This window comes from Epilithonimonas tenax DSM 16811, from assembly GCF_000428485.1.
Classification (GTDB): Bacteria; Bacteroidota; Bacteroidia; order Flavobacteriales; family Weeksellaceae; genus Epilithonimonas; species Epilithonimonas tenax.
In genome coordinates this window covers 74,943-99,629 of record NZ_AUAA01000002.1, presented here as the reverse complement: position 1 = coordinate 99,629, position 24,687 = coordinate 74,943, and the positions used below count along the sequence as shown (strand labels likewise).

Sequence of the window (24,687 nt, the reverse complement as noted above, 5' to 3'; positions counted from 1 at the left end):
CTCTAGTATTCATATATTTACCAGTTGGCGACAATGTCGTTATATATTTTATTGATGATTCTCTCATTTACAATTTTGACTTGTGCCGTTTCAATTGTATTGAGGTCCAGATCACTGTTAAAAACAGCTTCATCACTGTACGTCCTGTCGAAGCTCAAAGTGGGATCTATTTTGTTTTCGTAATGTACTTTGATTGTGATGGTTAGTTTATTTTGCAAAGCCTGGATTGTATTGCCTGTGTTTGTAGTTGTTGGCGTTCCTACACTGGTTGGTGTAATGTTGTAATCACTGATTTCCCCTTCTATCAAAAGATCCGGATTATCAACAGCACCTTTCAGTGTCGTTCTTTGCAGGAAACGGTTTTGCAAAGCCACTGTAAATTCCTGACTCAAACTCGGGAGATTGTTGGCCGCATTATTCGGAAACGTATTGATCTTTACCGTTTTCATTTCCGGGCTCAGAGATGATCCCGTGAAGCTGTAACAACTGGAGAGCATCAAGCATAAGCAGAAAAGAGAAAAGAACACCGTTCTCTTTTGATAGTTGACTTGCGATTGCTGACTTTTAAGCATCATTCTTCTAGATTATACTGTTTAATTTTTCTGTAGAGCGTTCTTTGGGAAATCCCCAACTCATCTGCTGCTTTGTTTCGCCTTCCTTTATGCTTATCCAAAGCCTTGATAATCAAATCTTTTTCATTATTCTGCAGTGAAAGCGACTCTGGCCTGCTCTCTTCTATTTCTATATCTTCCACATCATTGTAATGGTGTTCCTCATTCTCAGAAACAATCGTTGGATGGTGGATCTGATTGCTTTGATCATTCTGCTGACTCCGATTATCTTCAAAATACAGCAGCGAATTAGGACTCGTTCCCTGTTGTGTTTCCGGGGTATAAATCCTGTTGATCAGATTTTTTTCCTGAAGGCTGAGGTCAGAATTTCCTTTATTTTTTATGAGTTCCGAAGTTAAGGATTTTAAATCATTAATGTCATTCCGCATATCGAAAAGGATTTTGTACATAATATCTCTTTCCGAACCGAAATCTCCGGTAGTCCCAGCTCCATTTGCTTTAGCAATAACTGCAGGAAGATTGGCATTTATCGGAATATACTCTGCCAACTTGGTCGAATTCACTTCGCGGTTTTGCTCTACAACGGTCATCTGCTCTACCAAATTTCTGAGCTGGCGAACATTTCCAGGAAATACATAATTTTCCAAATAAGAAACTGCATCGTCCGTCAATTTCAGCTCAGGCATCCTGTATTTTTCAGCAAAATCGATTGCAAACTTCCTGAATAACAAATGAATATCACCTTTTCTCTCGCGAAGCGCCGGCATATCGATCTGAACGGTATTCAAACGGTAATAAAGATCCTCACGAAAACGATTGTCATTGATGGCTTTCATCATATTGACGTTGGTGGCTGCCACAATTCTCACATTCGTTTTCTGAACCTGAGAAGAACCTACTTTCATAAACTCTCCACTTTCCAAAACTCTCAGCAGACGTACCTGCGTCTGCAGTGGCAACTCGCCCACCTCATCCAGGAAAATAGTTCCGCCATCTGCGACTTCAAAATAGCCTTTTCTGGTGGCCGTTGCACCGGTAAATGCGCCTTTTTCGTGTCCGAATAATTCAGAATCAATGGTACCTTCCGGGATGGCGCCGCAGTTGACGACGATGTAAGGCTGGTGTTTTCTTCTGGATTCGCCGTGGATGATTTTCGGGATAAACTCTTTCCCGACACCACTTTCTCCCATTACTAAAACTGAAATATCTGTTGGTGCTACCTGGATTGCCTTTTCCAAAGCGCGGTTAAGTGCGGGAAAATTCCCAATAATTCCGAAGCGTGCTTTTATGGATTGTAAGTCTGCCATTGTCTGTTCAATGTTTTTTGTTTAAAGTATTAATGTTTTGAAATTTACAGTTCAGCAATCTGCTTTCTGTAAACTTTGTTGAAATGATGCGTGTAGCCATCTTTCATCGTTTTGCCGTCATCGTATGTTTTGATGGCAAGACTTTTCAAATCCAAATAATCTTTATTTCTGATCTTAGAAACTTTGCTTCTAAAATATATATTTTCAGCAAAATCATAAACTTTGCTTTGTTTCTCAAAGTTTCCTAAGGCTTTGTCATATTTCCCAGTTTCGAAATACGTCACGCCCGATTGATAATAATCGTAAAGCCCAAAATGATAATCTTTAGTCTTGTAAAGATTTTCCAAAATCTGGATTGCTTTATCTTTTTGACCTAAAGCACTATGACAGAGCGCTTTTGCAACATACAAATGATAATCTCCGTTTTTGGAATAGCCGATATTTTCTGGTCTGTATTTTTCAAGCAAATCAAAATCCTGAATGGCGCCTTTGTAATCTCTTAAAAATTGAAATTTGCACCAGCCTCTGTAATCCAAATGATCTTTAGGATTAATTTCTACAGCCTTATCAATTAGCTTTTTCCAAGTGATGAAATCGCCTCTTTTGAGATACGGAACAGACTTTTCGGTGTAGGCATCATCGTAATTCGGGCAAATTTCGATTGCCGTATCAAATGCCATTTGCGAAAAAGCATAGCCTTGCGCATCACCAGCCTGATTAGAAATCTCACAAGCTTTTTTGCAATTTTCATCCGTATAAATACTGCAATTGACCTGAGCGGAAATTTGAGAATAAACCGCAAAGAAAATTAAGCTAAGGTAATATTTCTGAAACCTTTCCATCGGTAATTTTATAGGTTAAATATTGATAATAATCTAAATGGTGTCCTTGGATTTCTTTTGGTAACCAGCCTTTCAAAGATTTTGTAAAATTCAAAAGTTTTTCCACGAACTGTTGGTCAAAATTTTTCTGCTGATAATTTTCGTTCATCTGCAGGATACGGAACAATCCCGCTTTCCCTTCGCAGTTGACCACAAATCTAATGGTAACATAGCCGTTTGTACTTTTTGAACAGGATAATTTAAGTTTTTCTAATGCTTCAACAATTTCAATCTTTTCTCCTGTATATCCAAAGCCTTTTTCATCATTATAATACTGAATCCCATAATCTTTGTCCATACATCTTTTGAAATTTGGATCGTCTGTGTTCTTATCAAATATAACATCTCCAACTTGATTTGGATACACAGTGACGGTTTTCTCAGACTGACAGCTGAAAAGGATCGGTAAAAGAAATAATATGTAAAAAAAAATGTTTTTCATAGATGTTTTTCAACCCCAATTAAAACGAAAATTCTATGTTTGCGAATTTACAAAACCGTTTCCCCCAAAAGCGTTCCCTGTGTATTGCCGTGGACGAAAACAGACACTATGTCTCCCAATTTCTGGCCTTCCTTCATATCAAATACGCAAACTGCGTTTTGGGAATTTCTTCCTTTCCATTGGTTTTTGTTTTTCTTTGAAATTCCTTCAATCAAAATTTCATGAACTCTACCAACGTAACCTTGCATTCTTTTTCGGGAAAGTTCGCCTTGTAAAGCAATTACTTCGGCAAGACGACGCTGTTTTACATCGGCAGGAATATCGTCTTCCATCTTTTTGTGAGCGGGCGTTCCCGGTCTTTCAGAGTAGGAAAACATATAGCCATAATCGTACTCCACTTCTCGCATAAGGCTCATTGTGAGTTGATGATCTTCTTCGGTTTCTGTGCAAAACCCGATAATCATATCTTGTGAAAATGAAATATCTGGAACTATTTCTTTTCCTTTTTTAATTAAATCTAAATATTCCTGACGCGTGTGTTGACGGTTCATCAACTGAAGAATTCTGTCGCTTCCACTTTGAACGGGAAGATGTACGTAATTGCAAATATTATCGTGTTTTGCAATCATTTTAAAAACTTCTTCCGTCATTTCATGGGGATTAGAAGTTGAGAATCTGATTCTCATTTCCGGAACCGCTACCGCTACCATATCAAGCAACTGAGAAAAATTCGTGGCTGTTAATTTTTGCATTTCAGAAGCTTTTGCAAAATCTTTTTTAGGACCGCCACCGTACCAAAGATACGAGTCTACATTTTGACCTAATAACGTAATTTCTTTGTAGCCATTTTCCCACAAATTTTTACATTCCTCGATGATTGAATGAGGATCACGACTTCTCTCACGACCTCTCGTAAAAGGAACTACACAGAAAGTACACATATTATCGCAACCACGGGTGATCGTCACGAAAGCAGTCACACCATTTCCACCCAAACGAACGGGATTGATGTCTGCATATGTCTCTTCTTTTGAGAGAATGACGTTGATCGCATCTCTCCCATCTTCGGTTTCTTTGAGGAGGTTTGGGAGATCTCTGTACGCATCCGGACCTACTACCAGATCCACGAGTTGTTCTTCGTCTAAGAATTTGGTTTTCAATCTTTCTGCCATACAGCCTAGAACGCCCACGGTCATATTGGGACGTTCTTTTTTAAGATTTTTGAATTGCGCCAGACGCATTCTCACGGTCTGCTCAGCTTTTTCACGGATAGAACAAGTATTTAGAAGAATCAAATCTGCTTCTTCTACTTTCAAAGTAGTGTTGTAACCCTGCTCATTAAGTATGGATGCGACGATTTCAGAATCTGAGAAATTCATTTGACATCCGTAGCTTTCGAGAAAGAGTTTTTTACCATTCCCAGGTTTTTCTGCGATGGCAAAAGCTTCGCCTTGTTTGGTTTCGTCTATATATTTTTCCTGCACGTAAAATCGGTTTTAAGTTCTTGGTTTCGAGTTCTAAGTTCCGAGTGAAAAACTTTGAACTTAAAAATTAAAAAACCTTGAACTAATGAGTTTGCAAAGATACAAAATATTGTGACAGAATGGCAGAATTAATTCATTGTAAAACTGAGCGGAAGTCGCATGTTGGTTTTTACAGGCTTATTGTGCATCTTTCCGGGAGTCCATTTATTTTTTATTTTTTTGATGGATTTGATAATCATTTCATCAAAATTTTTCACACCAGAGGATTGCTCCATTTCTACATCAGTTACAGTACCGTCTTTTTCCACAACAAATCTCACTACAAGACTAAACTGACCTGTCCAAGAAAAATTAGATAAATCAATGCTCTTTGAAACTTTTTCCCGAAATTTACTAACGCCAACTCCTTCATAACTTGCGCCAACCATCGTCTCATAAGGATCATAATGTTCTTTAAAATTCTCGAAAAGTTCATCTGGGTAAATAAGAAAGCTAGTGACGGCAGCTATTTTCTCCCCCTTAATCTTGGCGGGATTCCATCCAGATTGATATTTGGCAACTTCTTTTGCGAGGTCAGAAGCGCATTTATTTTCTTGTACATCATTTTCGTCAGAATCTTTTACAAATTTTATTGTAGAATCCGGGTAGATCAAAACTCTCAAATTGTACATTTCATCTTTATTTTCGCAGGGTTGAAGTCCCTTATCAATAAGTATTCTATGAAAATCTTTATAGTAGTTTTCTACTCCGCCAACATAGGGAGATTGATCTTTTGGAAAGTAGTAAAACTGCGCATTACAGAATGCAGTGATCAAACAAAATAGCCAGCTAGTTTTCATTAACAGATTTTTTAATACAATAAAAATGTAATCAGCCAAATATATAAAATGTCTGCACAAAAAAGAAATGCCTCTGTTTCTTTATTTGTATTAATCAGTGATCTTCTATCCAATTGATTAAATATCCTGTTTTGATTTCGTAAATTTGAATCATAAATTTAAAAATAATGAAGATAAAACTTAACAGACTCAACGACGATTTTCTTTTTGAATGCACCAATGAACAAGGCAATTCGATTTTACTTGACAATACCACTTTGCCTGGCGCAAAAGGTGTTTCGCCAATGCAGTCACTTTTGATGGCTGTTGCAGGTTGCAGCGGAATAGATTTGGTTTCGATCCTGAAAAAACAGCGCCAGCAGATTGATACTTTCTTTGCCGAAGTGGAAGGCGAAAGAGTTCAGGTGGATGAAGCAAAACCCTTTAAAACCATCAAAGTCAGTTTCTTTCTTCAAGGAAATATCGACCCGAAAAAAGCAAAAAAAGCGGCAGAATTATCTTTCGAAAAATATTGTTCCGTTTCCAAAACGCTGGAGCCAAATGTAGAAATCACTTATGAAGTGAGCGTGAATGGAGAATTAGCATCATAAATAACCTTGCTCTTAAAAACATGAAAATCACATTTGGAATTATTTGTTCAGTTTTTCTTTTGATAAGCTCTCAAAGCTGTATTGTAATTCCTCAAAGAGATTATCAGGGTTTTAGCAAATCCTTGGTTTTTAACGGTAACAAAAAATGGATTATCAATAAAACTCTTACTGATTTATATGCTACAGATGCGGCAAAATTAAATCAAGAGATTTTTGAAACTTTCAATAAGTTAAGCAATGGAAGTACAAAAACTATTTTTCAGGCCCAAAAAGAAAATCTTATTCCCGGTAAAATAGCCTACCATCCCAGTTTAGATGAGTTGGAAACCTTACAAAAATCCACAGACTATGATTATTTGGTTAATAGCTTTACCAAGAATGTGCGGGATGAAATCGCAGGTATAGAAACTGAATTGCCTTCTCAATATCGTAAAAATGAAGCATTTGTTATTATTGAAGTTTACGATGTAAAAACACTGAAAAGAATATATTATCAAAAAGTGTCATCCGAACAATCCTTAGAAGGAAGAAAATATCCAAATGAAGAAACGAGTCGGGAACAAATTAATAAAAAAAATTCAGGACCGTACTTTGCTTACTCAGCTAACCAATTGATTTTTATTAATCTAAAAAAACTTCTGAAAGATATTTCAAAAAACGCTATCAAATAAAAAGGATTTCTTTCCAAAAAATGAAAACCTTATTAAATCTGATAAGGTTTTCATTTTAAAATTTTTATCTATTCGTCAACCTCGGCTGAATCAACTTCGCCACCGTAGAAGTCCATCCGGTTTGATGGGAAGCACCAACGCCTCGGCCATTATCGCCGTGGAAATATTCGAAGAACATAATGTAATCTTTGAAATGTGGGTCGTTATTGAATTTATCAACACCGCCGTTGAACGCTCTGTTTCCATTTTCATCTTTCAGGAAAATACCACAAAGTCTGTCGCTGATGTCTTTGGAAACTTCTTCCAGATTCTTTTGAACACCGCTTCCTTTCGGATATTCAATCGTCAAAGCATCGCCGAAGAAGAAATGGAAACGCTGCAAACTCTCGACAATCAGGAAGTTAATTGGAAACCAAATTGGTCCACGCCAGTTGCTGTTGCCGCCAAACATTCGGCTGTCACTTTCTGCCGGCGTGTAATAAACCACGTGTTCCTGGTCGTGAACGGTAAATCGGAAGGGATTTTCTTCATACACTTTGGACATGGCACGGATTCCGTAATCGCTCAGGAATTCGGATTCATCTACCAATCTCGTCAGAACTTTCGTCAGTCTGGTTTTTCGCAGGATACTCAGAAGGTGTTTGTTGCCTTCGCCTTCTACATACCACTGCGAAACGAGTTTCGTGAGGTCTTGCTTATTTTTGAGAATCCATTCCATTCTTTTTTTGAAAGCCGGAAGTTTCTCCAACATACTGTGCTCCACCACTTCTACTGCAAACATTGGAATCAACCCAACGATGCTCCGAAGTTTCAGATTCACACTGTCTCCGTTGGATAACTGAAGTAAATCATAGAAAAACCCATCTTCCTCATTCCAAAGTCCCTGTTTTCCATCACCGATATTTTCCATCGCTTGTGCGATATAAAGATAATGTTCAAAGAACTTAATGGCCATATCTTCGTAAACCGGATTGTGGATTGCCAGCTCCATAGAGATTCGCATCATATTCAGCGCGTACATTGCCATCCAACTGGTTCCATCTGCCTGTTCCAGATGTTCACCTTCACTGAATTCCATATTCCGGTCAAAGGCTCCAATATTATCAAGACCCAAGAATCCACCTCCAAAAAGGTTGTTACCATTATAATCTTTCCGGTTCACCCACCAGGTGAAGTTCAGTAATAATTTTTGAAAAACCCTTTCCAGAAAAGCCAAATCCGGTTTCCCATTATTTTTTTCATCAATTTTAAAAACCCTGAAAGTAGCCCAAGCGTGAACCGGTGGATTCACGTCATCGAAGTTCCATTCGTAAGCCGGCATTTGTCCGTTTGGGTGCATATACCATTCCTTAGTCATTGTAACCAATTGGGCTTTAGCAAATTCCGAATCAATCACACAAAAACTCACGCAATGGAACGCCAAATCCCAAGTGGCATACCAAGGATATTCCCATTTGTCGGGCATCGATATGATGTCTTTGTTATGAAGATGTTCCCAATCGCTGTTTCGGACGAAGCCTTTTCTTTCAATCGGAAAATTCGGGTCACCCTTCACCCATTTACCAACGTTGTAATGATAGAATTGTTTGTTCCAAAGCAAACCTGCAAAAGCCTGTCTCTGCACATTTTTCTCGTCCTCGTTTTCAATATCTTTTTGGATGTTGGCGTAGAAATTATCAGAATCCTGCTTTCTGTGGTTGATGATCTCATCAAAATCCCAAAACGCATCCTCCATAATATGAGGCGACAATCGGAACTCAAAAACCTTGTTGCTGTGTGCTTCCACGATTTCCTCGCAATGCAAAGACGCTTTGGTTCCGGTTTTCTTAGGATTGATGGTGTCTAATCCTTTGGTAATGTATTGGTTGATACCATCTTTAAAGAAACCTTCCGTTCTAGGTGTATTGAATAATCTTGCTCTGTTCGTTTCATTTTCACAAAACAAAGCGTCCACAGTTCTGTTTCTGGAGTATAGCTTTTTGATGCTCAGACTATCGTGCTGGACATCGATCTCGCCTTGCTTTGAAAAGCTCAGATTGGCCTTATAATCATTATAACCCCAAACCCAATTATTCCTGTACCAAACCGTCGGTAAAACCACGATTGGCGCTGATTTATCACTTCTGTTATGAACATCAATCCTAATGAGAAAATCATCTTCCCCAGCCTTTGCATATTCAATAAAAATATCAAAATATTCATCATTATCAAAGATTCCGGTGTCGATGATCTCGTACTCCGGGTCTTTGTTGGAGCGCTGCCCATTGACCGCAATCAGCTCATCATAAGGAAATGCGTTGATTGGATATTTGTAAACCATCTTCATATAGCTATGAGACGGTGTATTGTCCAAATAATAAAAAATCTCCTTTATATCTTCTCCGTGATTGCCCTGATAATTACTCAGTCCGAAAAAACGCTCTTTTATTCTTACATCTTTCTTATTCCAAAAAGACAGGGCAAAACACAATTGCTGCTTGTCGTCCGATATGCCTGCGATGCCTTCCTCGGCCCATCTGTAGGACCAGGCTTCTGCCGTGTCGTGACCGGTAAATCCCCATGCATCACCATTTGCACTGTAATCTTCACGTACATTTCCCCATTGGCGATGGCTCACGTAAGGGCCCCATTTCTTCCAACGTGGATTTCTCAATTTTTCTTCCTCGTTCATATTTTCTAATTATTTTAAGAACAATTATTCGCTTTTTATCCGGAGCATCACGTTTCGACTTTTGACCCAACTGTCCAGCCCGCTGTCCACTCTATCTTTTTATGGTGTTATCTTCGACTTCGCTCTGGCAACACCATAAAAAGGATGCCGTTCCCATCGGGGCTATGTTGAGGTTTTGTTACTCTCAGACGATATAATTGATAGGTGATCATCGATAAATGATACAAATCAAATTGAAACTTTTAAATCCTCAAAATAAAGATTCACTACAATTTCCATCCGCTTCAAAAATCAATTCATCGAAACTTTGCCCACTTAAAAAATGCCTTCACTCTTAAAAATCTTTGCGTTTAAAATTCCACAAAAATTATTTTCAGCAAAAAATCATTGATCACCCATCATTGATCATTCCTAATCACCCGTTGTCCGCAAAACTCTCCAGCGTCGTCATTCCTCCATCTACATAAATACTTGCTCCCGTAATGTAATCCGAATAATCACTCGCCAAAAATACAGCTAAATTTCCAATGTCTTCCGGTTGCCCGATTCTGTCGTACGGAATCAGCGTCATCAGGGCATCCAAAGACGCCTTGTTATCCCAAGCCGCTTTATTGATTGGCGTCTGGATGGCGCCCGGACAAATATTGTTCACACGGATTTTTTGCTTTCCATATTCCTGAGCCAAAGTCTGCATTAGCATTCTCAGCGCCCCTTTGCTGGAAGCATAATTCGCGTGTCCAGCCCACGGAATCGTCTCGTGAACACTGCTGATGTTGATGATTTTGCCCAAAGCTTTGGATTTGTCATTCATTCCACGTTTCAGAAACGCTCTGATGGCTTCTCTTGAACACAGAAATTGTCCCGTCAAATTCACATCAATCACTTTTTGCCATTGCGCCAAGGTCATATCAACAAAAGCGGCGTCTTGCTGCAAACCAGCATTATTAACAAGAATGTCAATGGTCCCAAATTTCTCAATCGCCGTTTGAAACATGGCCAAAACTTGGTCTTCCTTGCTTACATCACATTGGATAATAAGGCCTTCGCCCCCATTTTCCTCAATGGTTTTCAAAGTCTCTTCAGCTTCCGGACGAGAATGGTCAGATGAATGATTGACTATGGTGATTGCACCAGACTTTGCCAGACTGATGGCAATTCCTTTCCCGATGCCACTGCTGGAACCTGTTACGATAGCGACTTGTTTATTAAGATTGATTTCCATTTTTTTTGTTTTAATAATTTGTATTCATTTAAAATTGCACAATAAACACGGCTTTCTTTGATGAGTTTTACGCCTGTGCGAACCTTCAATTATTTTTGATAAATTCAAAAATTCATTGCAAACTTTTCTCAATTGTAAAACAGAAAGTCATAAAATTTCCTATACAAATACCATACGCAAGTTCTGGGAAAATATATTATTAACAAATAATTATTTTAAAAATTCCCACTGAAATTTGGAAAAAATCAATTTTGTGAACTATATTTGCACTCAGAATTGTTCATTTACATATTGAAAATGTTATCGAGAAAGGTGGAGAGATTAGACTCTGTGAAACCTTGGCAACCCTTCGGAAACGAAGAAGGTGCTAAATTCTATCCCGAAGTACGTGGGAAAAGATAACCAAAAACAATTATTCTACATTTCCCCGTAGCATTTTCAATTTTTTATTATTTATTAAAATTGGAAAACAAGCTACAACACCTTCAAACACTTCATTTCGCAACACAAACCGGAAAGGTTTATGACATTCCATTAAGCTATCAGCTTTTTGGAAAAGAATTACACTCTGCTCCCATTGTTTTGATCAACCACGCTCTGACAGGCAATTCTGATGTGGCTGGAGAGAATGGCTGGTGGAAAACCTTGGTTGGCGACGGAAAAGTCATTGACACCAATCGTTTCACAGTGATTTGTTTCAACATTCCAGGCAATGGATTTGATGGGTTTTTCATTGATCAGTACGAGGATTTCATCGTTCAGGACATCGCCAAAATTTTCACCAAAGGCCTAAGGCTTCTAAAAATCGCAAAACTGTTTGCTCTCGTGGGCGGTTCTGTGGGCGGTTCTATTGGCTGGGAAATGCTGGCTTTGGCACCTCATCTGACAGAGAGATTCATCCCAATCGCAACAGATTTCAAAACGTCGGATTGGCTTCACTCCCAATGTGTGGTTCAGAAATATCTTTTGGAATCAGAAGACAAACCGTTGGAAAAAGCCAGAGTCCACGCGATGTTGTGCTACAGAACACCAGAATCCCTTAATTCTAGATTCAACAGAGAAATAGATTCTGAAAAGCGCATTTTAAAGTCCCACGACTGGCTCAACTTCCACGGAATACGATTAAACGAAAGATTTAGTTTAAAAGCCTACAAACTCGTCAATCACCTTTTGATGAACATCAACGGGAAAGAAGATGAGCTGGAAAACATTACGGCAGCGATTCATTTGATATCAGTCGATTCAGACCTTTTCTATCCTGCTTTTGAGATTAGAAATACTTATGATTACTTAAAACAGAAAAACAAAAACGTTCAGTATCACGAGATCAAATCCATCCACGGACACGATGCTTTCCTGATGGAATACGAGCAGCTGAACAGCATATTAACACCTATATTTTTGAACTGATGACAGACAAGAACGCCATTAATATTTATAGAAACAAAGCTTTGGTCAATTTCGAAGGAAAAAATTTCCTTGGACAAATCGGCGTGGATTCACGCATCTTCCAAGCTTTGAATGGAGGCGGAATCAGCGTTGGCGTGATTTCCCAGCACGCAATAGAAAACGGAATATCGGTTCTGGTAGACGAAGTGGACGCAGAAGATGCTGTCCAATTTCTGAAAAAAGAATTCGACCAAGAAGCAAAAGAAGGTCACGTCAGCAACATTTATAGTATAGATAATTTGAGCGTGATCGGCTTTGTATCAGATAATTACAATAAGATTTTATCAGAACTTCACCGCAACAAGATTTTCCCTCTATTATTAAGTCAAATCGCGTCTGCCGGAAGAGTGAACATTGTGGTAACAGGAAACCAAACCGAAATCACCAAAAACCTCATCGAAACCGAAATCTACGGAAAACCAAAAACCGTTCACCTCGCTTTGATTGGTCATGGCAATGTCGGTGGCACTTTGGTAGAGCAAATCCTGGATTCTGCTTATGACATCCTGAAGAGAAAAAAAGTGGATTTGAAAATCGTTGCAATTGCCAATTCAAAAAAAATCGCGTTTAACCAAGCTGGTTTCGGAAGCGACTGGAGACAGAAAATCAAGTTTTCTCAGACAGAATCCAGCGTAGAAAAACTGCTAGCGTTTGCCAAAGAACACCATCTGGAAAATCTGGTGATGGTAGATAATACGGCGAGCAAAGATTTTGTGAGGCATTATCCAACATTCGTAGAAAACGGTTTTGACGTCGTAGGCTCCAACAAAATCTACAATACTTTACCAATTTCCGAATACCGCGATTTCCGAAAATTATTGGATAAAAATAAAAAGAAATACCTTTACGAAACCAATGTTGGTGCAGGTTTGCCACTAATTGACACCATCAAGCTTCTGCATCTCTCAGGCGAAAACATCACAAGAATCAAAGGTGTTTTTTCCGGAACCTTGAGTTATGTTTTTAATAATTTCTCTCTTCGAAATGACAAATATTCTGTCATCATCCGGGAAGCAATGGAAAAAGGTTTCACAGAACCAGACGCGCGCGAAGATTTATCCGGAAATGATGTCGCCAGAAAATTGTTGATTTTAGCAAGAGAATTAGATTTGATTAATGAATTTCAGGACATTAATATTCAGAATCTGGTTCCTGAAAAACTCTTGGCTATTGATAAAAATGAATTCATTTCCAGACTGGAAGAATTAGATTCAGAATATCAAAGCATTAAAGAAAAGCAGAAGCCAGACCACGTTTTACGTTACGTCGGCGATTTACACGGAAACCTTCAGGAAGAAAAAGGAGAATTGGACGTGAAATTGATTTCTGTTCCAGCAAACTCCGCACTCGGACAACTGAAAGGTTCAGATTCCATCTTTGAAATTTACACAGAAAGTTATGGCGAAAATCCAATCGTCATTATGGGCGCTGGAGCCGGAGCTAAAGTAACTGCCCGAGGCGTTTTCGGAGATATTTTAAGATTGAGCGAAACAAAATAAAATTAATTTAACAATATAAAAATGTAACAGTTTACCAATAATTATTGCAATTGTTAAATTGATAAACTCTTACATTGATACATTTATAAATATGGAAAATTTCGAAACACTAGCCATCAGAACGCAAACAGCAAGAACTCAGTTTGACGAGCATTCCACGCCTTTGTACCTCACTTCCAGCTTCGTTTTCGAGGATGCGGAAGATATGCGTGCAAGCTTTGCGGAGGAAAAAGACAAAAACCTCTACAGCCGTTTCAGCAACCCGAATGTGACTGAATTTGTTGATAAAATCACGAAAATGGAAGGCGCAGAATCGGGTTACGCTTTTGCAACAGGAATGGCAGCGATTTATTCCACGTTTGCGGCCTTGTTGGATGCTGGCGACCACATCGTCAGCTGTCAGTCCGTTTTCGGAAGCACGCATACATTGTTCACAAAATATTTCCCAAAATGGAATATCGAAACCACTTATTTCAAAGCAGAAGACGCCGAGAATGTTGAACAATACATCCAACCAAATACAAAAATTTTATATTTAGAAACGCCGACGAATCCGGCAATCGAGATTTTAGATTTAGAATTTTTTGGTCAAATTGCAAAAAAACACAATCTTATTTTCGTTGTAGATAACTGTTTTGCAACACCTTATCTGCAACAGCCGATTAAGTACGGCGCAGATATTGTCGTTCATTCCGCCACGAAACTCTTGGACGGGCAAGGTCGTGTGCTCGGTGGCGTTGCCGTTGGAAAAGCCGATTTGATTCGCGAGATTTACCTTTTCTCCAGAAACACAGGTCCAGCAATGTCGCCGTTCAATGCGTGGGTTTTGAGCAAGAGTCTGGAAACTTTAGCAATTCGTGTCGAGAAACATTGCGAAAATGCACTTAAGGTGGCCAGGTTTCTGGAAAATCACCCGAATGTAGAATTGGTAAAATACCCATTCCTGAAATCTCATCCAAACTACGAGATCGCTAAAAAACAAATGAAATTAGGCGGAAACATCGTCGCTTTCGAAGTCAAAAACGGCATCGAAGGCGGTCGCAATTTCCTCAACCGAATCAAGATGTGTTCCCTTTCCGCCAACTTGGGCGACACGCGGACGATTGTCACGCATCCTGCTTCCACAACCCATTCCAAGCTTTCCGATGACGAGCGCAATGAGGTCGGAATCACCGCTGGATTGGTGCGTTGCTCGGTAGGGTTGGAAAATATCGATGACATTATCAACGATTTGAAACAGGCTTTAGACTAAATTTATGCGAAAAATTTCAAGCAGATTAACACCTTTTTACACGAAAATATTTTGGTTACTTATAACATATTTGGTTGTTGGAGTTTTCTGCTTTATTATTTTTAAATTTTCTTACGAGTTTTTATTTCTTATTATTTATTCTTTTTTGCTGTTTTTTATTCCTTCGTTTTTTATCTCAAGAAAATTAAAAACAGTTTTTTTAGATAAAGATTATTTTCAAGTAGATGATGAAAAAATTCCATTTAAAAAAATAATGTCAATTAGGAAAAATTATTTAAGTGCTTCTTACATTATTAAATATGAGGTTGGTAGTCAGATTAAACAATTCAGATTTTTGCCAAAATTTCATTTGCCTTTTTATACACTGAGTTATATAAAAGAAGTGGAAAAAATTATTAAACAGCAATCTGTAGAAAACTAGATGCTCAAATAAAAATAGAAAATGAAAAATTCAGAACAATTATATAAAGCGATTTCCGAACGCATTTTAATCTTAGATGGTGCAATGGGAACAATGATTCAGCGCTACAATTTCTCGGAAGAAGATTATCGTGGCGAGCGTTTCAAAGACTGGGAATCCTCACTCAAGGGAAACAACGATTTGCTCTCTTTGACACAACCCGAAGCTATTGCAGAAATTCACAAAAAATATTTATTAGCCGGCGCAGACATCATTGAAACCAACACGTTTTCCGGAACCACAATTGCAATGGCCGATTATCATATGGAAGATTTGGTTTATGAACTCAATTATGAATCTGCCAAAATCGCCCGCAAAGTCTGCGACGAATTTACCGCTCAAAATCCTGACAAACCAAGATTTGTAGCAGGTTCAATAGGACCAACCAACAAAACGGCGAGTTTAAGTCCAGACGTCAACGACCCAGGTTACAGAGCCATTACTTTCGACGAACTGAGAATTGCCTACAAACAACAAGCAGAAGCTCTGCTGGATGGTGGTTCAGACATTCTCTTAGTTGAAACCATCTTCGACACCCTGAATGCAAAAGCTGCACTTTTCGCTATTGACCAAATCCAGGAAGAAAGAAATATCCAAATCCCCATTATGGTTTCCGGAACGATTACCGATGCGTCCGGAAGAACTTTGAGCGGACAAACGGCAGAAGCTTTCCTGATTTCCGTTTCTCACCTTAATTTGTTGAGCGTAGGATTCAACTGTGCTTTGGGTGCAAAACAACTGACGCCTTATTTGGAAGCGATTTCTTCTCAATCAGAATTCGGAATATCAGCATATCCAAATGCCGGCTTACCGAACGCTTTCGGACAGTACGATGAAACGGCGAGTCAAATGGCCGAGCAGGTGCAGGAATATCTGGAAAAAGGACTCATTAACATCATTGGTGGTTGTTGTGGAACGACGCCGGAACACATCAAAGCGATTGCTGATTTGGCAAATAACTACGAACCTAGAAGAATCAATGTAACAATATAACAATGTGTCAATTTACCAATAAGCCACGAGCTCAAGATTGTCACATTGGTAAACCATTGCATTGGTAAATTAATTTATGAAATACTTAAAATTATCAGGTCTAGAACCTCTAATTATAACGCCGGAATCCAACTTCATCAATGTTGGAGAAAGAACCAATGTGGCAGGTTCCAAAAAATTTCTTCGATTAATTAAGGAAGAAAAATTTTCTGAAGCGCTTGACATTGCCCGTCATCAGGTAGATGGTGGCGCACAAATCCTCGACGTCAATTTCGATGACGGATTGATTGACGGAAAAGCATCGATGGTGAAATTCCTCAACCTCATTGCTTCGGAACCGGATATTTCCAGAATCCCGATTATGATTGATTCCTCAAAATGGGAAATCTTGGAAGCCGGATTACAGGTAGTTCAGGGAAAAGCGGTGGTCAACTCCATCAGTTTAAAAGAAGGTGAAGAAGAATTTATCAAACATGCCAAAGCCATCAAACGTTACGGTGCTGCGGTGATTGTCATGGCTTTTGATGAAGTGGGGCAAGCGGATAATTTTGAAAGAAGACTGGAAATTACCCAACGTTCTTATGATATTTTGGTCAATCAACTCCACTTCCCGGCAGAAGATATTATTTTCGATCTCAATATTTTCCCAGTTGCAACAGGAATGGAAGAGCACCGAAGAAATGCCATTGATTTTATCGAGGCGACGCGTTGGGTTCGTACCAATCTTCCCTACGCATCCGTGAGTGGAGGCGTTTCCAACGTTTCGTTTTCTTTCCGAGGGAATGATTCTGTTCGGGAAGCAATGCATTCCGTTTTCCTGTACCACGCCATAAAAGCTGGGATGAATATGGGAATCGTAAACCCAACAATGCTCGAAGTTTATGACGAAATCCCGAAAGAACTTTTGGAACTGGTTGAGGACGTGATGCTCGACAGAAAAGACGACGCAACTGAAAGATTATTAGACTATTCCGAACGAGTAAAATCTACCAAAAAAGAAAAAGCCGAAGATTTGGCTTGGCGCGAGATGTCTTTACAGGAAAGAATCACGCATTCATTAGTCAAAGGACTTGACCGTTTTATCGAGGAAGATACAGAAGAAGCAAGATTACAGGCAGAAAAACCACTTCACGTGATCGAAGTTAATCTGATGACCGGAATGGGCGTTGTTGGCGATCTTTTCGGAAGCGGAAAAATGTTCTTACCTCAGGTGGTAAAATCGGCGAGAGTAATGAAAAAAGCCGTTGCTTACCTTCAACCTTTCATTGAAGCTGAAAAAGACGGAACAAGACCTGCGAATGGTAAAATATTAATGGCAACCGTAAAAGGCGACGTTCACGATATCGGGAAAAATATTGTGAGTGTGGTTTTGGGTTGTAATAATTATGAAATCGTTGACCTTGGCGTGATGGTTCCGGCGGACAAAATCATCCAAACAGCAATTGACGAAAACGTCGATATCATTGGTCTGAGCGGATTGATTACACCAAGTCTGGACGAGATGGTTCATTTGGCATCAGAATTAGAAAGACGAAACTTGAGTTTTCCTTTGTTAATTGGTGGTGCAACAACTTCCAAAGCGCATACAGCCGTAAAAATTGCTCCAAAATATGCCAATACAGTTGTTCACGTCAACGATGCTTCCAGAGCAGTTGGTGTGGTAAGTTCACTTTTAAATAAAGACAAATCCAGCGTTTATTCTTTGGAATTGAAGAAAGATTACGACGATTTCCGTGAGAAATTCCTGAACCGACAAGTTGATAAACAATACGTAACGATTGATGAAGCCAGAAAACAGAAATTCAAAATCGATTGGAAAAATGAAAATATTCATAAGCCAAATAAACTTGGAATTACTGTAATTGAAGACCAAGATTTAGATGAATTGGTAGAATTTATCGACTGGTCGCCGTTTTTCAGAAGCTGGCAATTGTTTGGAAAATTCCCTGATATTTTGACGGACAATGTTGTTGGCGAGCAAGCGACAATTTTGTTCAATGAAGCTAAAGCAATGTTGAATAAAATCCTTCAAGAAAAGAGCTTTAAAGCCAAAGGAATTTTCGGGATTTTCCCAGCGAATGCGACCGAACGTGATGATATTCTGGTTTATGATGAGAATCAAAATGTGATATCGACTTTCAGAACTTTGAGACAACAACATCAAAAATCAGAAGGAAAAGAGTATTTCGCTTTGTCAGATTTCATTGCGCCTGAAAATTCCGAGAAGCAAGATTACATCGGTGTTTTCTGCGTTTGTACAGGTTTTGGTGCGGATGAATTGGCGAAGGAATACGAAGATAAAATGGATGACTACAATGCAATAATGGTCAAAGCTTTGGCAGACCGATTGGCAGAAGCGTTCGCAGAATATCTTCACAAAAAAGTCAGAACAGACTATTGGGGTTATTCAGAAAATGAAACTTTGACCAATGATGATTTGATTAAAGAAAAATATCTGGGAATTCGTCCGGCTCCCGGTTATCCAGCTTGCCCTGACCATTTGGATAAATTGACAATCTGGGATTTGCTTAAGGTTGATGAGAAAATCGGAGTGACTTTAACCGAAAGCTTAGCAATGTGGCCAACTGCAGCAGTTTCTGGCTATTACTTCGGCAATGAAAAATCAAAATATTTTGGCGTTGGAAAAATTGACGAAGACCAGTTAAAAGATTATGCGGAAAGAAAAAAAGTCGATTTGGAATATGCGAGAAAATGGCTGAGCCCGAATTTGGCGGATTAGACTTTGAATTTTAAACCTTGAATTTTGAATTAAAAATAATGAAAATTACTGACCATATAAAAAACGCCAACGGAAAAACACTTTTCTCTTTCGAGATTGTTCCGCCCCAAAAAGGCGTTGGGATTGCTGATTTGTATAAAAACATTGACCCTTTGATGGAGTTCAAGCCGCCTTTTATAGATGTGACGACTTCCCGCGAAGAATATATTTTTCTGGAAAGAGGAAATGGATTGATGGAGCGCAAAATCACCAGAATGCGCCCAGGAACTTTGGGGATTTGCTCGGCGATTCAGAATAGATACAATGTTGATACTGTTCCACATGTTCTTTGCGGAGGATTTACAAAAGAAGAAACCGAATATCTTTTGGTAGATTGTATGTATCTGGGAATCAATAACATCGTTGCTTTACGAGGTGATGCTATGAAAGGTGAAAAATATTTTGAACAATCCAAAGGCGGTCACAAATATGCTTCGGATCTGGTAAAACAAATTCACGATCTGGGAACCGGAAAATATCTTCACGAAGAAATCATCCAATGTGAGGAAAACAGCAGTTTCTGCATTGGTGTTGCTGGCTATCCCGAAAAACACATCGAAGCGCCTTCTATGAATTATGATCTCCAAATGTTGAAGAAAAAAGTGGAAGCCGGAGCAGATTACATCGTAACTCAAATGTTTTTTGATAATCAAAAATATTTTGAATTTGTAAAACAAGCTCGGGAAATAGGGATTAAGGTTCCAATCATTCCAGGTATCAAACCCATTGCTACCAAAGGACATTTGCAAATGTTGCCACAGGTTTTCAAGATCGATCTGCCTGAAAATCTGATCTCAGAAGTTCTGAACTGTAAAACCAACAGCGATGTTCGCGAAGTTGGGATAGAGTGGGCAATCAACCAATGCAAAGAATTACTGGATTTTGGTGTTGACGTCTTGCACTTCTATTCTATGGGGAAAAGTGACAATATATTAAAAATCGGACGGGAAGTTTTTTAACCGTAAAAGAGATGCTAATCGCATCTCTTTTTTTATTTATTAAGGAAAGTAACCAATTTTATAAGATCTAGTTCTTCGTTTAATTTTATTTTATTTGTTTTGATGAAATCTTTAGTTGCATCCTTCTTATCGGCAGGCAAAGCATTTAATAAGTCATCAGCTTTTTTTGAGAGTTTTATTACACTGTCTTCAGTTTTAATAAAATAGATTGGTCTCTGAATTTCAAATTTTGCAGGTATTCCGGGGACTAAAGTATTTGGTGGTGGTGTTTCATTCTTGAATGTTGTAATAACTTTCTTAAGAAGTTTATTTTTACCCCCAACTAATTCGAAAAAATATCCGGAATATTCGTTGTGTGTATTTATAAGAACTAATTTTTCATGTGTTGTTTCAAAAGTGAATTTTGGATATGCTGCTTCTTTTGGAAGTTCATAAACATTACCTGTATTACTATCTAAGATCTCTACAGAATCCAAAAAAGGACTATAACGAATCGGGATTATACCTGAAGTATCGCCTACTCTGGCAGGAACAAAATTCGCAAAATAATATGGTGTTCCCTGTATCTCAGAATATTTTAATTTTTTTGGACCATTATTTACTTCATCAATAATTTTATTAAATCGTGCAGTTCTTGCAAGATCGCTAACACTTATCTGTTGTGCTTGCAAAAATATCCCATTGAATAATAAACTTGCTGTAATGATTATAGTTTTCATTTGTTTTTAAATTTTATGTAAAAATACAAGGATTTTCAAGATAAAAAAAGAATTTCGAACGTATTAATAAAAATTTATAAGAATAATGAAAATTTCAGACAACGAATGATAAACTTAAAGATTATCATTATTTTTACATCACAAGATTTTATATGAAATTAACAGGTCCTTTCAAACAAATCGTAACATTGAATCATCTTCCAATAAATGGAAAATTAAAGGATGATGATTTAGAAATCATCACAAACGGAGGAATTCTTACGAAAGATGGAATCATCCAACAAGTTGGAGACTTTGATTTATTAAAACAACAATTTCAAGATTCCGAAATTGATTTGATTGAAAATGAACAAATTACTCTTCCAGCTTTTACAGATGCACATACTCATATTTGTTTTGGAGGCAATCGCGCTAATGATTTTGCAATGAGAAATGCTGGGAAGACCTATCTAGAGATTGCGGAATCTGGCGGCGGTATCTGGAGTTCTGTACAACATACAAGAGCCGCTTCTGAAGATGAATTGATTGACGGAATTCTGAAAAGGGTTCATATTTTATTACTGCAAGGCATTACAACTATCGAAATCAAAAGCGGTTACGGTCTTAATGCCAATGAGGAACTGAAAATGCTGAGAGCGATCAAAAAAGCACAGACCAAAACTGAAGCAACCTTGATCCCAACCTGTCTTTCAGCACATCTCAAACCAAAAGATTTTGAAGGAACTTCTCAGGATTATCTCCAATATATTATTGAAGGAATTTTACCAAAGGTAAAAGAAGAAGACCTTGCCAAACGAGTCGATATCTTTATAGAAAAGTCAGCTTTCCAGCCAGAAGAAAGTAAAAACTTTTTATTGAAAGCTAAAGAAATGGGATTTCAAATCACAGTTCATGCAGACCAGTTCACCGCTGGAAGCTCCAGAATTGCGGTAGAAGTGGGTGCCAAATCTGCAGATCATCTGGAAGCAACAATAGATGATGACATTTCGTTTTTAGCCCATTCTGATACTGTGGCCATTGCGTTGCCTGGTGCTAGTTTAGGTTTGGGCGAACCATTTTCTCCGGCTAGGAAAATCCTTGATAAAGGAGGAATCCTGGCCATCGCAACAGATTGGAATCCAGGATCTGCACCAATGGGTCATCTTGTGACACAAGCGTCAATACTAGCCACTTACCAGAAATTATCAACCGCCGAGATTTTGGCCGCCATTACTTTTCGTGCCGCCTTCGCACTAGATCTTGAAGATCGCGGCGTGCTTGCAACAGGAAAAAAAGCAGACTTCATCACTTACGAGACAGACCATTTCCAAAACATCCTGTACAATCAAGGGCGTCTTGCACCTTCGCAAGTTTACATCAACGGAAAATCAATTTTATGATAAAAGAAAGAGACAGCATTATTTTCGATCTGGACGGGACGCTTTGGGACGCATCCGAAACGGTCGTTAAGGCCTTTAATGACAGTATCAAAGAAGTAGGATTTGACATCAATTTGACTTCGTTGGACATCAGAAATTTCTCTGGGATGAAGATGGATGATATTTTTGCTCAGCATTTCAGCTTCATTCATAAAGAAATACTTCCTGATTTCGAAAAAATCTACAATGAAAAAGAGAAAAAATACCTGAACGCTTTTGGCGGCCAATTGTTCCCCAACATCAAGGAAACTTTGGAAAAACTAAACGGAAGCCACCGTCTTTTCATCGTCAGCAACTGCCTGTCAGGATACATCGAGAGTTTTCTGGATTTCTATGAACTCAACGCTTACTTCCAGGATTTTGAATGTTTTGGGAATGACAAATTACCGAAAGATGAGAATATCCGTCTGATCGTCCATAGAAATAAGCTTCAAAACCCAATATATATCGGCGATACAATCTGGGATAAGGAGTCTTCTGATAAAGCAGGCGTTGATTTTATCTACGCTGCCTACGGATTTGGAACAATCGAAAATACCGAATACCGAATAGAAAATTTTGAAGATCTGTTACAGTATTAAATCAAAAAAAGCCTTAGCATACTCTGATAAGGCTTTACTTATTTTAGGTTCTTAAGCTTATTTAAATTCAATCGGGAATTTAATCTGTGTATTGTCCCAACCTGCATACAAATCCGCTCCTGATTTTGTCTGTACAAAAGTCACAGAAAAATATTCGATTGGTGAAGTGGCTTTCTCAGTCGCCACGTTGAATCTGACGACATCTTTGCTTTTGTCATAGGCATAAGCGCCCCATTTATCGGTAGCAGAATTTAGAATGAGGGTCCATTCTTTCTCATTCGGTACTGCAAACAAGCTGTAGGTACCTGCAGGGATTTCTTTCCCGGCGATCTTAACAGGTGTGTAGAATTTGATTTCAGTGTTCTCGTTTGCGCCCATTCTCCAGATCTCGCCATATTTCACAAGATTTCCGAAAACCACTCTGTTCTTTTTTTGAGGTCTGGAGTACAGCACTTTTACTTTTGGCGTTTCCGTTTTGGAAGACGTCACCTGAAGCGGGAAATACGCAGCATCCATAGGACTTACATCTACTGAAAAGAAATTCAATTTCGTTGGGTCAATTTTAGCTTGAGAAAAAGCACTCACTCCTATGAACAAAGAAGCGGCTAAGATGAAATGTTTCATAAGGTATTTTATTTTATTTTTAATAACTGTTCTATCGCTTTATCAAGCGTTTCTTGTTTTTTTGCGAAACAAAAACGAATGATTTTTTCATCAGTCTTATCTTGATAAAAAGCGGAAAAAGGGATCGTTGCGACTTGGTATTGTTTGGTCATCCAATAGCAAAAATCTTTGTCTTGTTTATCAGAAATCGAACCAAAGTGGGCAGAAAGAAAATAGGTACCCTCACAATGCAGTAATTGAAATGGCGTTTCTGCCAAAGCATTTCTGAGGTAATTCCTTTTTTCTTCAAAAAATGGCGAGATCTCGGAAAAATCCTGAATGTGACCTAGATATTTTGCAATCGCATATTGTGCTGGTGTGTTCACACAAAAAACATTGAACTGATGGACTTTTCGGAACTCTTTCATCAAGTCTTCTGGCGCATTGATATAACCGATTTTCCAACCCGTAATATGTAGTAATTTCCCGAAGGAGCCAACGACAAAGCTGCGTTCTTTCAGTTCAGGATATTTTGCTACAGTCAAATGTGGTTTTCCGTCGAAAGTGATATTTTCGTAAACCTCATCACTTAGAATAATGATGTTGGTATCTTTTACAATTTTGATCAATTCATCAATATCAGTTGGTTTAAAAATTTTTCCCGACGGATTATTCGGATTGTTGATGATGATCATTTTGGTCTTTTCAGAAACCAAATCTTTCACTTCATTCCAGCGGATCTCATAATCGGGATAAAGCATTTTGACATTTTTCACCACACCACCATTCAGGATAATCGCCGGCTCGTAGCAGTCATAAGCCGGCTCGAAGATGATCACTTCATCATCTTTTTCCACAAAAGCAGAAATAATGGTAAAAATCCCCTGCGTGGCACCAGCCGTAATATTGATCTCAGAATCGGGATGATAATCTGCCTGATATTGTGCGCTGAACTTTCTGGAAATCTCTTCCCGCAGTTCTTTCACGCCAGATAAAGACGCATATTGATTAAAACCTTCTTTCGCAAAATTGCCCAGATATTTCAGCAGCTTTCCATCAGCCTGATAATCAGGAAAACCCTGAGAAAGATTGACGGCATTTTCCTGTTGAGCCAACAGAGACATTTCTGTGAAAATCGTGGTTTTCACATCCGGAAGTTTGGATGCAGATAATCTTAAAGCCATAACGATGGTAAAATTAAGTAATAATTAGTTATGGATATCCACTATTATTCATCTTGTTTAATCTAACGTAAGGTCAAAGAAAAAATTTTACGGGCTACCCGTTTTTTTAGAT

At 38.5% G+C, this 24,687-nt stretch carries 22 protein-coding genes and 1 riboswitch; of the genes, 11 read left to right on the top strand and 11 right to left on the bottom strand.

All coding sequences use genetic code 11. The features are described from left to right. Positions 1 to 17 precede the first annotated feature (17 nt). From lptE to F564_RS18500, 6 genes are all read right to left on the bottom strand, one after another. The gene (lptE, locus tag F564_RS0101315) at positions 18 to 575 is read right to left on the bottom strand and encodes an LPS assembly lipoprotein LptE (protein ID WP_394330622.1); all 558 of its coding nucleotides are present in this window, start codon (positions 573 to 575) and stop codon (positions 18 to 20) included. Next, on the bottom strand, positions 572 to 1,879 hold the full coding sequence (locus tag F564_RS0101310) for a sigma-54 interaction domain-containing protein (protein WP_028121008.1): 1,308 nt from the start codon (positions 1,877 to 1,879) through the stop codon (positions 572 to 574). Before F564_RS0101310 ends, lptE begins: the two co-directional genes overlap by 4 nt. Before the next feature lie 44 nt (positions 1,880 to 1,923). Next, on the bottom strand, positions 1,924 to 2,721 hold the full coding sequence (locus F564_RS0101305) for a tetratricopeptide repeat protein (protein ID WP_028121007.1): 798 nt from the start codon (positions 2,719 to 2,721) through the stop codon (positions 1,924 to 1,926). Further along, on the bottom strand, positions 2,693 to 3,202 hold the full coding sequence (locus F564_RS0101300) for a hypothetical protein (RefSeq protein WP_028121006.1): 510 nt from the start codon (positions 3,200 to 3,202) through the stop codon (positions 2,693 to 2,695). Before F564_RS0101300 ends, F564_RS0101305 begins: the two co-directional genes overlap by 29 nt. Positions 3,203 to 3,249: 47 nt before the next feature. Beyond that, on the bottom strand, positions 3,250 to 4,686 hold the full coding sequence (gene miaB, locus F564_RS0101295; protein ID WP_028121005.1) for a tRNA (N6-isopentenyl adenosine(37)-C2)-methylthiotransferase MiaB: 1,437 nt from the start codon (positions 4,684 to 4,686) through the stop codon (positions 3,250 to 3,252). A gap of 128 nt (positions 4,687 to 4,814) precedes the next feature. Then, positions 4,815 to 5,564, bottom strand: coding sequence for an energy transducer TonB (locus F564_RS18500; protein WP_051259522.1), 750 nt, complete (start codon positions 5,562 to 5,564; stop codon positions 4,815 to 4,817). Between the two features lie 128 nt (positions 5,565 to 5,692). On the opposite strand from F564_RS18500, the gene F564_RS0101285 reads away from it, so the two are divergent. Together F564_RS0101285 and F564_RS0101280 are read left to right on the top strand one after the other, a co-directional pair. Beyond that, positions 5,693 to 6,115 (top strand): OsmC family protein, encoded by a 423-nt coding sequence (locus F564_RS0101285; RefSeq protein ID WP_028121004.1) that lies wholly within the window; start codon positions 5,693 to 5,695, stop codon positions 6,113 to 6,115. 20 nt (positions 6,116 to 6,135) lie between these two features. After that, positions 6,136 to 6,786 (top strand): hypothetical protein, encoded by a 651-nt coding sequence (locus tag F564_RS0101280; protein ID WP_028121003.1) that lies wholly within the window; start codon positions 6,136 to 6,138, stop codon positions 6,784 to 6,786. Positions 6,787 to 6,850: 64 nt separating this feature from the next. On the opposite strand, the gene F564_RS0101275 is transcribed toward F564_RS0101280, so the two are convergent. Beyond that, on the bottom strand, positions 6,851 to 9,457 hold the full coding sequence (locus tag F564_RS0101275) for an MGH1-like glycoside hydrolase domain-containing protein (RefSeq protein WP_028121002.1): 2,607 nt from the start codon (positions 9,455 to 9,457) through the stop codon (positions 6,851 to 6,853). 415 nt (positions 9,458 to 9,872) lie between these two features. Then, positions 9,873 to 10,679: a glucose 1-dehydrogenase gene (locus F564_RS0101270; protein ID WP_028121001.1), complete on the bottom strand. Its 807-nt coding sequence runs from the start codon at positions 10,677 to 10,679 to the stop codon at positions 9,873 to 9,875. Positions 10,680 to 10,976: 297 nt separating this feature from the next. Continuing rightward, positions 10,977 to 11,084, top strand: a riboswitch (SAM riboswitch). A 57-nt stretch (positions 11,085 to 11,141) separates the two neighbouring features. On the opposite strand from F564_RS0101270, the gene F564_RS0101260 reads away from it, so the two are divergent. The 7 genes from F564_RS0101260 to metF all read left to right on the top strand — a co-directional run bounded on the left by F564_RS0101260 (position 11,142) and on the right by metF (position 20,070). Beyond that, on the top strand, positions 11,142 to 12,089 hold the full coding sequence (locus tag F564_RS0101260; RefSeq protein ID WP_028121000.1) for an alpha/beta fold hydrolase: 948 nt from the start codon (positions 11,142 to 11,144) through the stop codon (positions 12,087 to 12,089). Further along, on the top strand, positions 12,089 to 13,627 hold the full coding sequence (locus F564_RS0101255; protein ID WP_028120999.1) for an ACT domain-containing protein: 1,539 nt from the start codon (positions 12,089 to 12,091) through the stop codon (positions 13,625 to 13,627). Before F564_RS0101260 ends, F564_RS0101255 begins: the two co-directional genes overlap by 1 nt. A 91-nt stretch (positions 13,628 to 13,718) precedes the next feature. After that, the gene (locus F564_RS0101250) at positions 13,719 to 14,879 is read left to right on the top strand and encodes an O-succinylhomoserine sulfhydrylase (RefSeq protein ID WP_028120998.1); all 1,161 of its coding nucleotides are present in this window, start codon (positions 13,719 to 13,721) and stop codon (positions 14,877 to 14,879) included. Positions 14,880 to 14,883: 4 nt separating this feature from the next. After that, positions 14,884 to 15,300, top strand: a complete 417-nt coding sequence (locus F564_RS0101245; protein WP_028120997.1) for a hypothetical protein — start codon at positions 14,884 to 14,886, stop codon at positions 15,298 to 15,300. 21 nt (positions 15,301 to 15,321) lie between these two features. After that, entirely contained in the window at positions 15,322 to 16,332 is a 1,011-nt protein-coding gene (locus F564_RS0101240) for a homocysteine S-methyltransferase family protein (RefSeq protein ID WP_028120996.1), read from the top strand. Positions 16,333 to 16,408: 76 nt separating this feature from the next. Beyond that, positions 16,409 to 19,072, top strand: a complete 2,664-nt coding sequence (gene metH, locus F564_RS0101235) for a methionine synthase (protein ID WP_028120995.1) — start codon at positions 16,409 to 16,411, stop codon at positions 19,070 to 19,072. Between the two features lie 38 nt (positions 19,073 to 19,110). Further along, complete coding sequence (gene metF / locus F564_RS0101230) at positions 19,111 to 20,070, top strand: methylenetetrahydrofolate reductase [NAD(P)H] (RefSeq protein ID WP_028120994.1); 960 nt, start codon at positions 19,111 to 19,113, stop codon at positions 20,068 to 20,070. A gap of 32 nt (positions 20,071 to 20,102) precedes the next feature. Here metF and F564_RS0101225 read toward each other — a convergent pair whose 3' ends face one another. After that, positions 20,103 to 20,789, bottom strand: a complete 687-nt coding sequence (locus F564_RS0101225) for a hypothetical protein (protein WP_028120993.1) — start codon at positions 20,787 to 20,789, stop codon at positions 20,103 to 20,105. Between the two features lie 152 nt (positions 20,790 to 20,941). Between F564_RS0101225 and hutI the strand changes: the two genes are divergently transcribed. Together hutI and F564_RS0101215 are read left to right on the top strand one after the other, a co-directional pair. Further along, positions 20,942 to 22,168, top strand: coding sequence for an imidazolonepropionase (gene hutI / locus F564_RS0101220; RefSeq protein WP_028120992.1), 1,227 nt, complete (start codon positions 20,942 to 20,944; stop codon positions 22,166 to 22,168). Further along, positions 22,165 to 22,788 (top strand): HAD family hydrolase, encoded by a 624-nt coding sequence (locus F564_RS0101215; protein WP_028120991.1) that lies wholly within the window; start codon positions 22,165 to 22,167, stop codon positions 22,786 to 22,788. The genes hutI and F564_RS0101215 overlap by 4 nt, the downstream gene beginning before the upstream one ends. Before the next feature lie 57 nt (positions 22,789 to 22,845). On the opposite strand, the gene F564_RS0101210 is transcribed toward F564_RS0101215, so the two are convergent. Together F564_RS0101210 and F564_RS0101205 are read right to left on the bottom strand one after the other, a co-directional pair. After that, entirely contained in the window at positions 22,846 to 23,412 is a 567-nt protein-coding gene (locus F564_RS0101210; RefSeq protein ID WP_034980407.1) for a DUF2911 domain-containing protein, read from the bottom strand. Positions 23,413 to 23,420: 8 nt separating this feature from the next. Further along, positions 23,421 to 24,575 (bottom strand): methionine aminotransferase, encoded by a 1,155-nt coding sequence (locus tag F564_RS0101205; RefSeq protein ID WP_028120989.1) that lies wholly within the window; start codon positions 24,573 to 24,575, stop codon positions 23,421 to 23,423. Between the last annotated feature and the right edge of the window lie 112 nt (positions 24,576 to 24,687).

Bases quoted from the DNA above. Each gene is read 5' to 3' on its own strand.
- F564_RS0101305 (WP_028121007.1), bottom strand. From the start codon at position 2,721: ATGGAAAGGTTTCAGAAATATTACCTTAGCTTAATTTTCTTTGCGGTT.
- F564_RS0101210 (WP_034980407.1), bottom strand. From the start codon at position 23,412: ATGAAACATTTCATCTTAGCCGCTTCTTTGTTCATAGGAGTGAGTGCT.
- F564_RS0101275 (WP_028121002.1), bottom strand. From the start codon at position 9,457: ATGAACGAGGAAGAAAAATTGAGAAATCCACGTTGGAAGAAATGGGGC.
- F564_RS0101240 (WP_028120996.1), top strand. From the start codon at position 15,322: ATGAAAAATTCAGAACAATTATATAAAGCGATTTCCGAACGCATTTTA.
- F564_RS0101280 (WP_028121003.1), top strand. From the start codon at position 6,136: ATGAAAATCACATTTGGAATTATTTGTTCAGTTTTTCTTTTGATAAGC.
- F564_RS0101245 (WP_028120997.1), top strand. From the start codon at position 14,884: ATGCGAAAAATTTCAAGCAGATTAACACCTTTTTACACGAAAATATTT.
- F564_RS0101215 (WP_028120991.1), top strand. From the start codon at position 22,165: ATGATAAAAGAAAGAGACAGCATTATTTTCGATCTGGACGGGACGCTT.
- F564_RS0101270 (WP_028121001.1), bottom strand. From the start codon at position 10,679: ATGGAAATCAATCTTAATAAACAAGTCGCTATCGTAACAGGTTCCAGC.
- lptE (WP_394330622.1), bottom strand. From the start codon at position 575: ATGATGCTTAAAAGTCAGCAATCGCAAGTCAACTATCAAAAGAGAACG.
- F564_RS0101225 (WP_028120993.1), bottom strand. From the start codon at position 20,789: ATGAAAACTATAATCATTACAGCAAGTTTATTATTCAATGGGATATTT.
- F564_RS0101300 (WP_028121006.1), bottom strand. From the start codon at position 3,202: ATGAAAAACATTTTTTTTTACATATTATTTCTTTTACCGATCCTTTTC.
- metF (WP_028120994.1), top strand. From the start codon at position 19,111: ATGAAAATTACTGACCATATAAAAAACGCCAACGGAAAAACACTTTTC.
- F564_RS0101205 (WP_028120989.1), bottom strand. From the start codon at position 24,575: ATGGCTTTAAGATTATCTGCATCCAAACTTCCGGATGTGAAAACCACG.
- F564_RS0101255 (WP_028120999.1), top strand. From the start codon at position 12,089: ATGACAGACAAGAACGCCATTAATATTTATAGAAACAAAGCTTTGGTC.
- metH (WP_028120995.1), top strand. From the start codon at position 16,409: ATGAAATACTTAAAATTATCAGGTCTAGAACCTCTAATTATAACGCCG.
- hutI (WP_028120992.1), top strand. From the start codon at position 20,942: ATGAAATTAACAGGTCCTTTCAAACAAATCGTAACATTGAATCATCTT.
- F564_RS0101285 (WP_028121004.1), top strand. From the start codon at position 5,693: ATGAAGATAAAACTTAACAGACTCAACGACGATTTTCTTTTTGAATGC.
- F564_RS0101310 (WP_028121008.1), bottom strand. From the start codon at position 1,879: ATGGCAGACTTACAATCCATAAAAGCACGCTTCGGAATTATTGGGAAT.
- F564_RS0101250 (WP_028120998.1), top strand. From the start codon at position 13,719: ATGGAAAATTTCGAAACACTAGCCATCAGAACGCAAACAGCAAGAACT.